Origin of the sequence: Brevundimonas goettingensis (assembly GCF_017487405.1) — a bacterium.
Classification (GTDB): Bacteria; Pseudomonadota; Alphaproteobacteria; order Caulobacterales; family Caulobacteraceae; genus Brevundimonas; species Brevundimonas goettingensis.
Map to the genome: position 1 here is coordinate 1311245 of NZ_CP062222.1, position 13262 is coordinate 1324506.

Annotated in this window: 12 protein-coding genes and 1 tRNA gene; 7 read left to right on the forward strand and 6 right to left on the reverse strand. The window is 67.1% G+C overall.

Annotated elements, in window-relative coordinates; translation table 11 throughout:
* The first annotated feature begins 202 nt into the window (after positions 1 to 202).
* Positions 203 to 517 (forward strand): sel1 repeat family protein, encoded by a 315-nt coding sequence (locus IFJ75_RS06520; protein WP_207931796.1) that lies wholly within the window; start codon positions 203 to 205, stop codon positions 515 to 517.
* A gap of 160 nt (positions 518 to 677) precedes the next feature.
* On the opposite strand, the gene IFJ75_RS06525 is transcribed toward IFJ75_RS06520, so the two are convergent.
* Complete coding sequence (locus IFJ75_RS06525) at positions 678 to 1427, reverse strand: polysaccharide biosynthesis/export family protein (protein WP_207931797.1); 750 nt, start codon at positions 1425 to 1427, stop codon at positions 678 to 680.
* Positions 1428 to 1552: 125 nt separating this feature from the next.
* Between IFJ75_RS06525 and IFJ75_RS06530 the strand changes: the two genes are divergently transcribed.
* Together IFJ75_RS06530 and IFJ75_RS06535 are read left to right on the forward strand one after the other, a co-directional pair.
* Positions 1553 to 2998 (forward strand): GumC family protein, encoded by a 1446-nt coding sequence (locus tag IFJ75_RS06530; RefSeq protein WP_207931798.1) that lies wholly within the window; start codon positions 1553 to 1555, stop codon positions 2996 to 2998.
* A 68-nt stretch (positions 2999 to 3066) separates the two neighbouring features.
* On the forward strand, positions 3067 to 3768 hold the full coding sequence (locus IFJ75_RS06535; RefSeq protein WP_207931799.1) for a P-loop NTPase family protein: 702 nt from the start codon (positions 3067 to 3069) through the stop codon (positions 3766 to 3768).
* On the opposite strand, the gene IFJ75_RS06540 is transcribed toward IFJ75_RS06535, so the two are convergent.
* The 4 genes from IFJ75_RS06540 to IFJ75_RS06555 are packed head-to-tail and all read right to left on the reverse strand — an operon-like array spanning position 3765 to position 8677.
* Positions 3765 to 4721 carry a glycosyltransferase family 2 protein gene (locus tag IFJ75_RS06540; protein WP_207931800.1) on the reverse strand — a complete coding sequence of 319 codons (957 nt, stop codon included), beginning with the start codon at positions 4719 to 4721 and terminating at the stop codon, positions 3765 to 3767. The two genes, IFJ75_RS06535 and IFJ75_RS06540, sit on opposite strands and share 4 nt — an antisense overlap.
* The gene (locus IFJ75_RS06545) at positions 4718 to 5656 is read right to left on the reverse strand and encodes a glycosyltransferase family 2 protein (RefSeq protein WP_207931801.1); all 939 of its coding nucleotides are present in this window, start codon (positions 5654 to 5656) and stop codon (positions 4718 to 4720) included. The genes IFJ75_RS06540 and IFJ75_RS06545 overlap by 4 nt, the downstream gene beginning before the upstream one ends.
* Positions 5653 to 7104, reverse strand: a complete 1452-nt coding sequence (locus IFJ75_RS06550; protein ID WP_207931802.1) for a lipopolysaccharide biosynthesis protein — start codon at positions 7102 to 7104, stop codon at positions 5653 to 5655. Before IFJ75_RS06550 ends, IFJ75_RS06545 begins: the two co-directional genes overlap by 4 nt.
* A gap of 7 nt (positions 7105 to 7111) precedes the next feature.
* Positions 7112 to 8677, reverse strand: coding sequence for an exopolysaccharide biosynthesis polyprenyl glycosylphosphotransferase (locus tag IFJ75_RS06555; protein ID WP_207931803.1), 1566 nt, complete (start codon positions 8675 to 8677; stop codon positions 7112 to 7114).
* Between the two features lie 158 nt (positions 8678 to 8835).
* On the opposite strand from IFJ75_RS06555, the gene IFJ75_RS06560 reads away from it, so the two are divergent.
* Positions 8836 to 8927, forward strand: a tRNA-Ser gene (locus IFJ75_RS06560).
* A 176-nt stretch (positions 8928 to 9103) separates the two neighbouring features.
* Positions 9104 to 10426 carry an Hsp70 family protein gene (locus tag IFJ75_RS06565; protein ID WP_207931804.1) on the forward strand — a complete coding sequence of 441 codons (1323 nt, stop codon included), beginning with the start codon at positions 9104 to 9106 and terminating at the stop codon, positions 10424 to 10426.
* A 58-nt stretch (positions 10427 to 10484) separates the two neighbouring features.
* Here the strand turns inward: IFJ75_RS06565 and IFJ75_RS06570 are convergent, their stop codons facing one another.
* The gene (locus tag IFJ75_RS06570) at positions 10485 to 11174 is read right to left on the reverse strand and encodes a hypothetical protein (RefSeq protein WP_207931805.1); all 690 of its coding nucleotides are present in this window, start codon (positions 11172 to 11174) and stop codon (positions 10485 to 10487) included.
* Positions 11175 to 11492: 318 nt separating this feature from the next.
* Between IFJ75_RS06570 and IFJ75_RS06575 the strand changes: the two genes are divergently transcribed.
* Positions 11493 to 11798: an SCP2 sterol-binding domain-containing protein gene (locus tag IFJ75_RS06575; protein ID WP_207931806.1), complete on the forward strand. Its 306-nt coding sequence runs from the start codon at positions 11493 to 11495 to the stop codon at positions 11796 to 11798.
* A 114-nt stretch (positions 11799 to 11912) separates the two neighbouring features.
* Complete coding sequence (locus tag IFJ75_RS06580; RefSeq protein ID WP_207931807.1) at positions 11913 to 13124, forward strand: acyl-CoA dehydrogenase family protein; 1212 nt, start codon at positions 11913 to 11915, stop codon at positions 13122 to 13124.
* Positions 13125 to 13262 lie beyond the last annotated feature (138 nt).

Sequence of the window (13262 nt, forward strand, 5' to 3'; positions counted from 1 at the left end):
TTTGTTAACCTTGAGAACACCTCAATAAACACATGCTTACCCATCAGTTCATGATGTCTGAACGCGCGGCTGAAACTTGGTAAAGTCTTTACACAAAAGGCTTTTTGGACCCCGTTGCTGTTAACTTTAACTTCAAACCGGCGGTATTTGATGTGACCTCGAAGGACGGCTCCAGAATGGCAGCCACTAGAGGAATACGACGATGACCGCGCAAGAAACCGCGCCCGAGTTTGTTGAAGCTGCTGCCGCTGACGCGATGCTGCCGCTGCCGACCCCCGAGATGGACGGCGACATGCTGTTCCGTCTGGGCATGCAGTATTCGTCCGGTTCGGGCGGCTGCCCGATGGACCGGGTCTCGGCCCATATGATCTTCAACCTGGCCGCCATGAAGGGCTCCATCGAGGCGCGCGTCTATCGCCGCGAGATGAGCCAGGAGATGGAGCGCGAAGAGATCGCCGAAGCCCAGAAGGCCGCCCGTCGCTACATCGACGCCGGCGTGGTCACCCTGGCCGCCTGATTTCTCGTCCTTCTCCCTGTGGGAGAAGGTGGCCCGGCGGAGCCGGGTCGGATGAGGGTTCGGCGTTAATGATCGAACGCCAGTCCCTCACCCTTTCGCGCAAGAACGATCGCTTCGCTCTCGTGCGCTCAAGCCCTCTCCCGCCGGGAGAGGGAGGCTGTCAGAACTGCTGATACTGGCCGTTGATCGTGTAGTTGAAGCCGATCGGCAGGGCCGCCTTCACCTGGGTGAAGAAGGTCGCCAGCTCGCCGAGGGTCGAGCGCGGTACATAGATCAGGTCCCCGCGGCGCAGCGCCGTGACCTCGCCGCGACGGGGTCTCAGATCGATCACCCGCATCATGCGAACGCCACCGGGGCCGCGCCGGATGAGCGCCGCCTGCTGGGGATTGGCGCTGGGCAGATAGCCGCCGGCCATGACCACCGCCTGATAGGCGCCGATGTCGCCGGGCATGTCATAGACGCCGGGCGTCTTCACCTCGCCGTCGACCCACACCTTCATCGGCCCGGCCGTTTTCAGCGTGATCTCGACCACAGGTCGGACCAGCTGGGTCGCATAGGCGGCTGAGATTCCTTGCTGAAGCTGGGAGATCGAGCGGTCGGCCGCCATGACCTGGCCGATCAGGGGCAGGGCGATTCGGCCGTCCGGCCCGACCTTGACCGTGCGGGTCAGTTCGGTCGCTGTCGGGGTCGCCACCTCCAGCTCGTCGCCGGGATAAAACAGATATTCGGGTTCCTGATCGGTCCAGTCGGCGAAGCCGATTTCCGGGAAGCCATCCGTCTGCACGCGTGGCCCGGAGGGCGCGCGCTGGCCGGCCAGAGGGATGTCGGTGCCCCCGCCGCAGGCCGAAAGGGCGGTGGACGCCGACAGGGCGCCGAGGGCGAACAGGATCTGGCGACGGTCAGCGGTCATGAAACTTCCGGCGGCCCGGGACTGTGAAGCGGTGAGGGGACCTTCACCGGTTATGGGTAACTGATGGTTAACGCCGGTGGGCGAAGGATCGCATCAGTACCTCATCCGATGGATTCGCTCGCCCTATGCGCACGGCCTATGTGACCGCCCGCCCACGTTACGGCCTCGCGGACATCGTCGGCCTGATGTTCCGCGAGCTGGGACTGATGATCCTCATCTTCCTGCTGGTCTTCGTTCTGGGCGCCGCCGCGGTCATGACCCTGAAGAAGACCTACACCGCCACCGCCGAGGTCTATGCCGGGGCCGGTCAGGAATACGTCTATGAGCCGCGCGTCGGCACGGTCACCGAGCGGGCCAGCCCGCCGCCGTCGGGCGAGATCGCCCAGACCGAGGCCAATATCCTGACCAGCCGCGACGTGAAGCTGCGCGCCGTCCGCGCCCTGGGCGTCCAGACCTTCCAGAAGCCCGGCAAGCCCGCCGCCGGGTCGCTGGCCAAGCAGGAAGGCGACGCCATTCGCGCCATCACCGAAGGCCTCGTCGTCGGCACCAGCCCGACCAGCTCGATCATCTCGCTCAGCTATGAGAGCGACAACGCCGAGAAGTCGGCCCGGGTGCTGGCCGCCGTGCTCGAGGCCTACAAGAACTATCGCCGCGAAGTCTTCCAGGACAACTCGACCCAGGCCATCGACGCCCAGCGCCAGACCTTCGAGGACGAGCTGGCCAATGTCGACGACGCCTATGAGCAGTTCCTGGCTTCCAACGAAATCGGCGACTTCGCTACCGCCAAGGCCGCGGCGACCGCCACCTACCAGACGACCTTCACCGACCGGCTCTCGACCCAGGCTCAGCTGAGCCAGGCCGCGCGGCGCGTCGAGACCATTACGGCCCAGCTCGCCACCCAACCGCCCGAGATCGTCCTGCAGCAGGACCTGAACATCGCCGCCCAGGACCAGATCCTGCAAAAGCGCACCGAGCGGGAAAACCTGCTGGCCCGCTATCGCCCGGACTCGCAGCCGGTCCGCGACATCGACGCCCAGATCGCCCAGCTTCAGGCCTATGTCGCCGGCGGCGACACCGTGGGGGCCAAGGAGGTCCGCACCGGGCCGAACCCTAGCTGGGTGGCGCTCGACACGGCCCGCACCACGGCCGAGGCCGACCGCGATGCCCTGGCCGCCCGTCTGGCGGTGCTGGACGGTCAGCTGGCCGCCCTGCGCGAACGTCAGGCCCGGCTGACCCAGCTGGAATCGAAGAACGCCATCTTCGCCGGTAACCGCGACGTCCTGACCGCCAACATCAAGGAATTCCAGCAGCGCGGCAGCCAGAGCCGGGCTGACAACGGCCTCGTCGCCTCGGGCGCCGACAATGTGAAGATCCTGTCCCACCCGGCTGCACCGACCAAGGGTTCCAGCTTGAAGGCGCCTCTGCTGATCCTCGTCTTCCTGTTCGCCGGCTTCACCGCCCTGTGCGTTGGCCTGCTGCGGGTCTTCACGCGGCGCGGCTTCGCCACCCCGGCCTCGGCCGGACGGACGCTGCAGATGCCGGTTCTCGCGGTCGCGCCCGTAAAGGCCTGAACCCGGATGTCCCCGCTTTTTCAAGGGCGTGATAGCCTGAGAGCGGCGGAGAACGCGTAACCGATTCGATGGTCGATCTCACAACCGAAATGGCCGGCCTCTGGGCCGCCCTGGGCTCCGGCCCCGCCCACCGCGGGCGGGTGATCCAGTTCGCCTGCGCCGGAACCGGCGAGGGGACCTCGACCGTCGCGCGCGAGTTCGCTCGCCTCGCCGCCGTGCGCGCCCGCAAGCCCGTCTGGCTGGTCGACGCCGACCTGGCCCAGCAGGGGCAGCAGGAAACGGTGGCCGCCGAGGTCGAGCGTTTCGGCCGTCTGGGTTCGCCCGCCGCCGCCTCGCCCGACGGTTCGGTCTTCTACGCGGTGACGCCGCCGATTCTGGGCCGTGACGGCCGTCCGGTTGATCCGGCCCGGCTGATGACCGCGCGTCCCTGTCTGGGCGGGCGGCTGTGGGTGACCCGGTTCCGCACCGAGACCCTGCGTTCTGGCCAGCGCGCCGAACCCCTGCCGGACCCGCGCTACTGGGACGCCATGCGCAAACACGCCGACACCGTGGTCATCGACGCCCCCGCCGCCGACCGCAACGACGTCGCCATCACCCTGGCCCCCTATGTCGACGCCACCATACTGGTCGTCGCCGCCGAGAGCACCGCGCCCAACGAGCCCGTTATCCTGCGCGACGAGATCGAGGCCGTCGGCGGCCGCATCGCCGGCGTCGTCGTCAATCGCTCGACCTACAAGCCGCCGTCGTTCCTGCGACGGCTGGTGGGCTAGGCCTTCGCCTTCTCCAGCCGCTCCAACTCGCGCGCGCCGTAGAAATGCGGCTCGAAGCCCTTGGTCCAGAAGACCTTGCCCAGCCCGCGCGCGGCCTTGTCCAACGCCTCGGCGCGCCTGTCGCTGTTGACCACGGTCAGGGCCAGCGCCGCCATCCCCCAGATCCCCGCCTGGGCGGCGCCGACGCCCATCCACAGCAGCATCCGCACCGGCTTGCCCTCGCGCCAGGCCAGCTGGGGCGGGCTCTGGCCATAGGCGAAGGCGCGGGTCAGGGCGTAGTTCAGGGTGGCGCGGTGCGGCGGGGCGAACTCGTCGACCCAGGCATCCGCCGCCCAGCCGAAGGTCCCGCCGCGCATCGACAGGGCCGAGAACAGGGCGTCGTCCTCGCCGCCGCTCTGGTCGGTCTTCGGATCGAAGGGCGCGTCGCCGGGCAGGGCGGTCGCCCTCAGCATCAGGGAGTTGCCGCAGCCGTAAGCGTGGTCGATCAGCCCGGTCTTCTCCGGACCCTGCCGCCCGAAGAAGCGTTCCAGATAGGCCGTCGTCCAGCCCGTGCCCGGCGGCACCCGGCCGTGGATGGGGCCGAAGACGACGTCGCATTTCAGCGTCTCGCGCGCCTTGATCAGCTTGGCCAGCCAGTCCGGCGTGGCCTTCTCGTCGTCGTCGAGGAAGGCGATCAGGGGTGAGATCGTCGCCGCCAGCCCGGCGTTGCGGGCCGTCGACACGCCGGGGCGGGGCTCGTGCCGATAGACCAGTGGGACCGGACAGGCCTCGGTCAGACGCCCGACCACGCTGGCCGCGCTGCCGCCGGGATCATTGTCCACGACCACGACACTGGCGAGCCGGTGCTCCACGCCCTTTTGCGCGAAGACAGACTTCAGGGCGCGCTCCAGCATGTCCGGACGACGCATCGTCGGGATGATGACCGCGACATCCTTGACCGGAGGGCCCTTCATACGGCCTCGGCGTAAAGGGCGGCGCGATAGAGGCGCAGCGAGAAGGCGCGCGCCTTGACCGGCAGCCAGTCGGTCAGCGCCGCCTGTTTGATCATCGGCCGCACCGTCTTCAGCATCGGCAGGCGCTTGAGCTTTTTCGCAACGCGGAAGCTGGGATAGCCCGAGACGATGTCCGGATGCTTGGCCACGACCCGGGCGAAGTTGGCGGCCGACTGCTCATACTTGCCGGCCAGGGACGCCGTGGTGTCGAGCCCCATATGGGTCGCCGGATTGTCGATATGGATCACCGGCCAGCGGCGCGACACCCGCATGGCCCACTCCACATCCTCCCAGCCCCAGCCGGTGAAGGCGGAATCGAAGGCCTCGGCCTCGAACACGTCGCGGCGAACCAGAAGGTTGGAGGTGTAGACGTATTTCTCGGGCGTCAGGGCGCGAACATCGTGGGGCAGGCAATCCGACTTGACCGCCATGGCGCGGTGGACCGCGAATTTGCCGTCGGTCGGCGCCTGCAGCAGGGAGAAGCCGCCGAAGGCGACCGCCGGGTCCTGCGCCTTCACAAGATCGGCCCAGGGTCCCAGGAAGTGGAACGCATCCGGCCGCATGTCGCTGTCGAGGAACAGCAGGCTGCCGCCCCGAGCCGCCGCCGCCAGCCGGTTGCGCCCGACCGACCGGCCCTCGTTCTTCGCCAGGGTGATCAGGCGGACGGGCAGGCTCATATGGGTGATGACGTCGATCAGGCCGCCGGTCAGGGCAATGTCGCCGGTGCCGTCGTCCAGGACCACGATCTCGACCGAACGGCCCAGCGAGGCGGCCTCGCGATCCAGCAGTTGCAGCAGGTCGCGGGGATCATCGCGCAGGAAGGGCATCAGCACCGACAGGACGGGCCGGGCGCCGGTCCAGGCGGCGTTCTCCGTGATGCGCGGCTTGACGGTCATGCCGCCGCCTCGCGCGCGCGGAACTTCTGAAGCAGGCCGAGGGCGATGTCGCGCACCCCGGCCGCGTTGATGGTCAGGGCCACGGCCGCATAGACGATGCCGCCGACGGAGGCGTCGAGGATCAGCTCGGGCAGGCCGCCGATGGCCGGCAACGACCAGACCGCCACGGCCATGATCCCGGTCGCGACGCCGCAGCGGATCAGCGGCTCCCACGGCACGGGCAGGGGCACCACCTTGCGGCCCAGCAGCATGGTCGCCAGCATGCCGAGGCCGAAGCTGATCGCCGTCGACCAGGCGGCGCCCACCACGCCGAAGCGCGGAATCAGGATGAAGTTCAGGACCACATTGCCGAACGCCGGCACGCTCATGGCGACCAGCAGCAGCTTGGTCTTGCGGCCCAAGGTGAAGGCCTGTCCGAAATAGTAGGCGGTGAGGCCATAGAGCAGGGCGGACAAGGCGACCCAAGGCGTCACCTGCGCCGCCGCGACCCTCAGGCTCTCGCCGATCATCACCTCGCCGAGGGGCTTGGCCACCAGAGCCACGCCGGCCGCCGCCGGGAAGCCGATCAGGAAGAAGGTCGAGGCCTGTTCGCGCGCGGCGATCTTCAGCTTCTCCAGCCCGCCGCGCTCCAGCGCCATGACCAGAGCGGGCTGACCCGCCGCGCCCAGCCACAGGAACAGCACGTCCAGCGTCCGGTTGGCGATCGAATAGCCCGCGTGATAGGCGCCGACGGCGGCCTCATCCATGAACAGGGCCAAGAGGAAGCGGTCGGTCGAGGCCAGCACCAGGGCCAGGGTCAGCGACGCCGCGATCGGATAGCCATAGGCGGCATAGGACTTGAGCCTTGCAGGATCGACCACGCCCGACTTCGCCTGTTTCAGCTCGCCCGGCAGGATGAAGGGCAGGGCGGCCAGCGGCGCGAGACCCAGCCCGGCCAGAGGCGCCGCGCCGCCGGCGCCACAAAGCGCGAAGGCCACGCCGATGCACAGGCCGCCGATGGTCGTCGCCATATCCAGCATGGCCGAGCGCGAGACCTCGCCCGCCGCGCGGAACCGCTCCTGCGCCAGCTTGGCCAGACACCGGGCCGGACTGCCCAGTAGCCCAGCGCCGATGGCCGCCTTGAACAGCGGGTCGATAGGCGCGAACCACAGGAGCACGGCCGCCACCGGAATGAAGCCGGCGATCAGGATGAAGGCGGTGCGATAGATGCTGGCGAAATGGGCGGCCATATCGGCGCCGGCCTGTTGCGCGGCCCAGAAGCGCGCCATCGCCGCCTCCAGCCAGCTGAAGACGGCGACGTGGCACAGTGTGACGATGGAGAAGGCCAGGGCGTAGCGGCCGAAATCCTCGGGCGTCAGCAGGCGCGTGAAGATGAAGATGGCCAGAAACCCGACCACCCCCTGAACGATATTCGCGGGCAGATAGCCCCAGACGCCACGCCAGAACATCAGACGGTCACCGCACCGCCGACCGGTCGCCCAGCAGGACGGGCAGGGTCACGGCCATGATCCACAGATCCAGCCAGAAGGACTGGCGCTCGATATAATCGACGTCCAGCTGCACCCGCCGACGCACGTCATGGGCGCTGTCCAGCGGTCCGCGCGAGCCCTTGATGGCGGCCCAGCCGGTCATGCCGGGCTTGATGCGATGGCGATGGGCGTATTCGGCGACCAGAAGGGCGGATTCGACCTGTCCAGTCTTCATACCGATGGCGTGGGGGCGGGGGCCGACCAGCGACATCTCGCCGGTCAGGACGTTGAGCAGTTGCGGCAGTTCGTCAAGGCTGGTCTTGCGCAGGAACTTGCCGACCTTCGTAATCCGGTCATCGTCGGCCGTGACTTGACGCGAAGCGGTGGCGTCGGACGTCTCCTGACGCATGGAGCGGAATTTCCACACCACAATGGCCTCCTGATTGAAGCCGTGGCGGCGCTGGCGGAAGAAGACCGGGCCGGGGCTGTCCAGCTTCACGGCCAGGGCGCAGATCGCGATGACCGGCGAGACGGCGATCAGACCCAGACCGCCGATGACGATGTCCTGCAGCCGCTTGTGGAAGGCGCGGCGGTCGGCGTCGGCCGCGTTCAGCGAGGCCAGGGGCGCGCGGGCCAGCTTGGTCAGGGCGGCGGTGCGCTCCTCTTCCCCTTGCGGATCGACCAGCAGGGTGACCTCGTTTGGCAGGGTCTGCAGACGCGCCGTCAGCTCGCGCACCCGGGCCTGGGCCTCGGGATCGATGGCCAGGACGATGCGGTCCACATAGGGGGTGATCTTGTGATTCAGCAGGGCCTCGGCGGCGCCCAGCACCGGCACGCCCTCGACGCTGTCGGGATTGCGGGCCAGCCGGTCGTCGAACACGCCCAGCACATTGATGTCTCGGCGCTTGAGCGCGTCCTTGATCAGCCGCTCGGCATGGCGGGTGGCACCGACCACCACGATATTGGGCGTCAGGGCCCCGGTGTCCCGCCAATGGGCCACCAGACCACTCCAGAGGGCGTGCAGGACCGCGACGGTCAGAAGCGTCGCTCCGGCCCAGACGCCGATCGCCTCCAGCTCCAGCGCCGGGCCGCGCAGCAGTCCGCCGAGGCCGAGCGCCAGCACGCTCGCCGTCGCGACCACCCCGGTCAGCGCGACCAGATGCAGGGTCAGCGAGGATTGCCGGTCGAACTGATACAGGCCCAGCGACTTCATCAGGCCCAGAACGACGACGGCGCCCAGAATCATGGGCGCGGCGCGCGCGATCTCCAGCGCCATCAGATTGTCCGGCGACACGGCCCAGCCACAGGCCAGGGTCACGGCGATGACCGCCAGCACGTCGACCGTGCGGAAATAGTGCACCGACAGCCGCGAGCCGTGCTTCTGGCGTGCATTCAGCCAGACCTCGGGCCGGAACGGACCTCGCCGCGACGCTCCGTCGACAGGCGCAGCCCCAGCCTTGGAGGCGAGGGCCTGCAGGGCCGCGGGATCGGCCTTCGCCGTGCGCCCGGCCACGCCTTCTGGCAGGCGGGTGGCGTTCAGGGTGTTCGACATTCGTCGTCCGCTGTCTGGGAAACTCCGGGACATCCTGCACAGCCGCCGTGGATGTCGCGTTAACGCCCTGCGTTTTGGCGTTCGATCAAACTTCTGCGCCGAACCGACGTCTTGCCGATTGCGCCCGGCGACGACCTTCGCTATCGACGCCTCCTGCCGGAGACGTGGCCGAGTGGCTGAAGGCAACGGTTTGCTAAATCGTCATACCCTGTAAGGGGTATCGAGGGTTCGAATCCCTCCGTCTCCGCCATCCTGCTTCGCGCCGAAGCGCTTCGCAGGACGAACCTCCCGACCACTCCGGGATGCCTGACAAGCCCCCTCGACCAGTCGTGTCGAGGCGGGGCCTCTGTCTTCTGACCCTCACGTCCCGTCCGGCCCACGCGCTCTTGCCGAGTGGCGGGGGCCGTCGCGTTCCGAAAGCGCTCCATGACTGACCCCGTCCTGACCATCGGCATCGACTTCGGCACCACCAATACGGTGGTCGCGGTGACGCGCGCGGAAGGGCAGGCCGAGGTACTCAGGTTCGAGGCGCCGGTCGGCGACCTGACCGCCTTCCGCTCGACCCTCGGCTTCCAGATGCACCAGGCCCCGGGGCAGGCGCCCGAACGGGTCGTGACCGCCGGGCCCTGGGCCATCGACGCCTATGTCGAGGATCCACTCGACACCCGCTTCATCCAGTCCTTCAAGAGCTTCGCCGCCAGCCCCGCCTTTACCGAGACGGTCATCGACAACCGACGCTATCAGTTCGAAGACCTGCTGGGCGCCTTCCTGCTGCAGTTGCGCGGCCATGCCGGGGAGGGAATGGCCGACCTGCCGCCCCGGATCATCGTCGGCCGCCCCGTGACCTTCGCCGGCGGTTCGCCCGACGCGGCTCTGGCGCTGGAACGGTATCAGGCGGGGTTCGAGCGGCTGGGGTTCACCGACATCCGCTACGCCTATGAGCCCGTCGGCGCCGCCTTCTTCTTCGCCCGCACGCTCAAGACCGACGCCACCGTCCTGGTCGCCGACTTCGGCGGGGGCACCAGCGACTTTTCCATCGTCCGCTTCGAACAGACGTCCGACGGTCTGCGCTCCCACGCCCTGGCCCGGTCAGGCGTCGGGGTGGCCGGCGACGCCTTCGACTACCGGATCATCGACCATCTGGTCTCGCCGGAGCTGGGCAAGGGCGGGCAGTACCGGACCTTCGACAAGACCCTGCCGATCCCCCAGCGCTACTACGCCGCCTTCGCCCGCTGGGACCAGCTGGCCCTGCTGCGCGCCTCTCGCGACATGAAGGACATCCGCGACATCGCCCGCAATGCGGTGGAGCCCGAGAAGCTGGCTCGCCTGGTCGAGGTGCTGGACGACAACCACGGCTATGCCCTCTATCAGGCCGTTTCCGCGCTCAAGATGGCCCTGTCGCAGGATGACGAGGCGACCTTCGCCTTCGAGGCCGGCTCGGTAGAGATCGAGGCCGAGGTCGCCCGCGCAACCTTCGAAGGCTGGATCGCGCCCGAGCTTGCGGCCATGGAAGCCGCCGTCGACGAGGCGATGGCGCAGGCGGGGCTGGAGCCAGGCGGCGTCGACCGCGTCTTCCTGACCGGCGGCACCTCCTTCGTCCCCGCCGTCCGCGACATCTTCGCCCGCCGCTTCGGCGCCGACCGCATCGAAACCGGCGGCGAGTTCGAATCCATCGCCTCCGGCCTTGCCCTCATCGGGCGCGAGACAGACCTCGATCTCTGGACCGAGCGGGGGCCGGAGCAGCATTAGTTCAAAGACACCTCTCTCATTGAGAGGGTACGCCAAGGTATCAGGCGAACCTCGCCGGTTAGTCGATACCCCGGGCTACCTTTTCAACTAGCGACAAAGCAGGCGGTCCAGCTAGGTGCATGTCTGGCTCGAAAACTTTCCAGAGCATTGGTCGAGCCTTGGTAAGAATGTGGCGCTGTTTGACTATCGCGTCCCCGTACTCCTGCACGGATATCTTCTTCTGCCCTTGGCTTGTGAGGAGAAAATCGAGCTCGACCGAAACGTCCCGTAGTCTTTCAAGATGGCTATGGACTGACGGCTGAAATAGGAACCTCGAAGCCTCCAGCGCGGCGCTGAACGCGGCTTGTTCTTCAGCTCCGTGCTTCCAAAACTCCTTTGCATGACCCTTTGGATAGGATCGATCGCTCGTCAATCCGGGTACGTTTCCTGTGGTGAGGATGTAGTCCAGCCATTTTCTGACGGCCTCGAAGGCTTCCATCCTTTTGTCGAACGTATCCACTCTGATCGCTAACGCGGCCATTTCCGCTTGCTGCGCGATAAGCTGGTTCTGGCGGCTGGCAATGGCGGTCTGCCGTAGCCCCACGAACGTAGCAGCACCCACGGCGGTGAGCCCTGTAAGTAGTGCAGCCGCAGCTTCCCACGAGAAGTAACCGAACTTCATCGCAGGCCAAAACGAATGACCGATGGGGCCTTTGACGCACCCCGCCAGCAAAAGAATGAACAAGAGACCGGAAAGCGTTCGAACCATTCAGATGACCTAAGCTGCTGGGTCAGATCCCCCACCCCCCGGGCGAGATCGACGTGAGCACGTGACGACATGGGCTAGACTGGTGAGGCTCGCCGATAGCTGCCTGCACAACCCTAACGGTGCGCTCAGATTCTGGCCACGGTCACGGTTGTAAATATCTATCTCGCTGCGCCTGCCGCTTTGAGTCAGTCAGCTGGTAGCGACCGTCCCCAGCCTGATCACCCGATCTTTCCCCGACGTGATCTTGTGAGCCCACTCGCGGCGGTCTAGGGCTCTGGTCACCGAAATCCGGGCGACAAAATCTCAGGGAGACGACCCATGGCCGATCTGGCTCAAGTCACCGATCACATCCGCAACGCCGTCGGCGAGAACTCCGGTCTGGGCAAGACCGTGAAGATCGACCTGGGCGACGCCGGCAAGATCTACATCGACGGCGCCTCGACCCCGAACACGGTCACCAACGAGGACAAGCCCGCCGACGCCACCGTCACCATCAGCTGGGACGACTTCATCGCCCTGTCGGAAGGCAAGCTGGACGGCATGATGGCCTTCATGCAGGGCAAGCTGAAGATCGCGGGCGACATGATGATCGCCCAGAAGCTGCCGGCGCTGCTGAAGCGCTGATGCGCGGCGCACAACACGACTGACGGACGGCGCGGCTCCTCGGGGCCGCGCCGTTTTCGTTTCGACTCCCCAAGCCCGGCGCACGACCGGGGACAACGAGAAGAGGATACGCACATGGACTTCCAGCACAGCGAACGCGGCCTGCACTGGCAGGAGCGGGTGCAGCGCTTCATGGACGAGAAGGTCTATCCGCGCGCTGCCGAATACTGGGCCCAGGTCCACGCCGACCACACCGTCCAGCCGCCGATCATGGAGACCATGAAGGCCGAGGCGCGCGAGGCCGGTCTGTGGAACATGTTCCTGCCCGGCGAGCACGGCGCAGGGCTGACCAACCTCGAATACGCACCCCTGGCCGAGATCATGGGCCGGTCGCTCTGGTCGGCCGAGGTGTTCAACTGCAACGCCCCCGACACCGGCAATATGGAAGTGCTCCATATGTACGGAAACGAAGCCCAGCAGGAACAATGGCTCAAGCCCCTGATGGCCGGGACCATCCGCTCGGCCTTCCTGATGACCGAACCGGCCGTGGCCTCGTCCGACGCGACCAATATCCAGACCTCCATCGTCCGCGACGGCGATGAGTATGTGATCAACGGCCGCAAATGGTGGTCGACCAACATGGGTCACCCGAACGTCAGGATCGCCATCGTCATGGGCAAGACCGACACTTCGGCCGCGACCCACCAGCAGCAGTCCCAGATCCTGGTGCCCACCGACACGCCCGGCTTCCGCGTCGAGCGGATGCTGACCGTCTTCGGCTATGACGAGCGTCCGATCGGTCACGCCGAGGTCGTGCTCGACAACGTTCGGGTCCCCGTGACCAATCTGATCGCCGGCGAGGGCCGGGGCTTCGAGATCGCGCAAGGCCGCCTCGGGCCGGGCCGGATCCACCACTGCATGCGCACCATCGGCGCGGCGGAGCGGGCCCTGGACCTGATGTGCGAGCGCCTGCTCAACCGTACGGCCTTCCGCAAGCAGCTGGCCGAGCATTCGGTCTGGGAGCAGCGCGTCGGCGAGGCCCGCACGAATATCGAGATGTGCCGTCTGATGGTGCTCAAGGCCGCCTGGATGATCGACCAGGCCGGCGCCAAGAACGCCAAGTCCGAGATCGCCCAGATCAAGGTCGCGGCGCCGCGCATGGCGCTCAAGATCATCGACGACGCCATCCAGGCCTTCGGCGGCGCCGGGGTCTCGGGCGACACGCCGCTGGCCGAGCTCTATGCCGGGGTGCGGACCCTGCGCCTCGCCGACGGCCCGGACGAGGTTCACAACCGCACCATCGCCCGGCTGGAATACGCCAAGCACGGCGGCAAGCCCGTTCGGTAGAACGACAGTCGCCCGTTTTTGTCAGCAGCCGTTCGCCGAAGGGGCTTTTCCCACGGCGAACGGCGGTTGATCCATGGCGAAGCTGACGCGCCTCCCCATCTCCCCGCCATCGACGCTTCCGGCTCCTGACACAGGAAC

Coding starts and splice junctions, on each gene's coding strand:
- IFJ75_RS06575 (WP_207931806.1), top strand. CDS start 11,493: ATGGCCGATCTGGCTCAAGTCACCGATCACATCCGCAACGCCGTCGGC.
- IFJ75_RS06570 (WP_207931805.1), bottom strand. CDS start 11,174: ATGGTTCGAACGCTTTCCGGTCTCTTGTTCATTCTTTTGCTGGCGGGG.
- IFJ75_RS06555 (WP_207931803.1), bottom strand. CDS start 8,677: ATGTCGAACACCCTGAACGCCACCCGCCTGCCAGAAGGCGTGGCCGGG.
- IFJ75_RS06550 (WP_207931802.1), bottom strand. CDS start 7,104: ATGTTCTGGCGTGGCGTCTGGGGCTATCTGCCCGCGAATATCGTTCAG.
- IFJ75_RS06540 (WP_207931800.1), bottom strand. CDS start 4,721: ATGAAGGGCCCTCCGGTCAAGGATGTCGCGGTCATCATCCCGACGATG.
- IFJ75_RS06545 (WP_207931801.1), bottom strand. CDS start 5,656: ATGACCGTCAAGCCGCGCATCACGGAGAACGCCGCCTGGACCGGCGCC.
- IFJ75_RS06520 (WP_207931796.1), top strand. CDS start 203: ATGACCGCGCAAGAAACCGCGCCCGAGTTTGTTGAAGCTGCTGCCGCT.
- IFJ75_RS06525 (WP_207931797.1), bottom strand. CDS start 1,427: ATGACCGCTGACCGTCGCCAGATCCTGTTCGCCCTCGGCGCCCTGTCG.
- IFJ75_RS06535 (WP_207931799.1), top strand. CDS start 3,067: ATGGTCGATCTCACAACCGAAATGGCCGGCCTCTGGGCCGCCCTGGGC.
- IFJ75_RS06530 (WP_207931798.1), top strand. CDS start 1,553: ATGCGCACGGCCTATGTGACCGCCCGCCCACGTTACGGCCTCGCGGAC.
- IFJ75_RS06580 (WP_207931807.1), top strand. CDS start 11,913: ATGGACTTCCAGCACAGCGAACGCGGCCTGCACTGGCAGGAGCGGGTG.
- IFJ75_RS06565 (WP_207931804.1), top strand. CDS start 9,104: ATGACTGACCCCGTCCTGACCATCGGCATCGACTTCGGCACCACCAAT.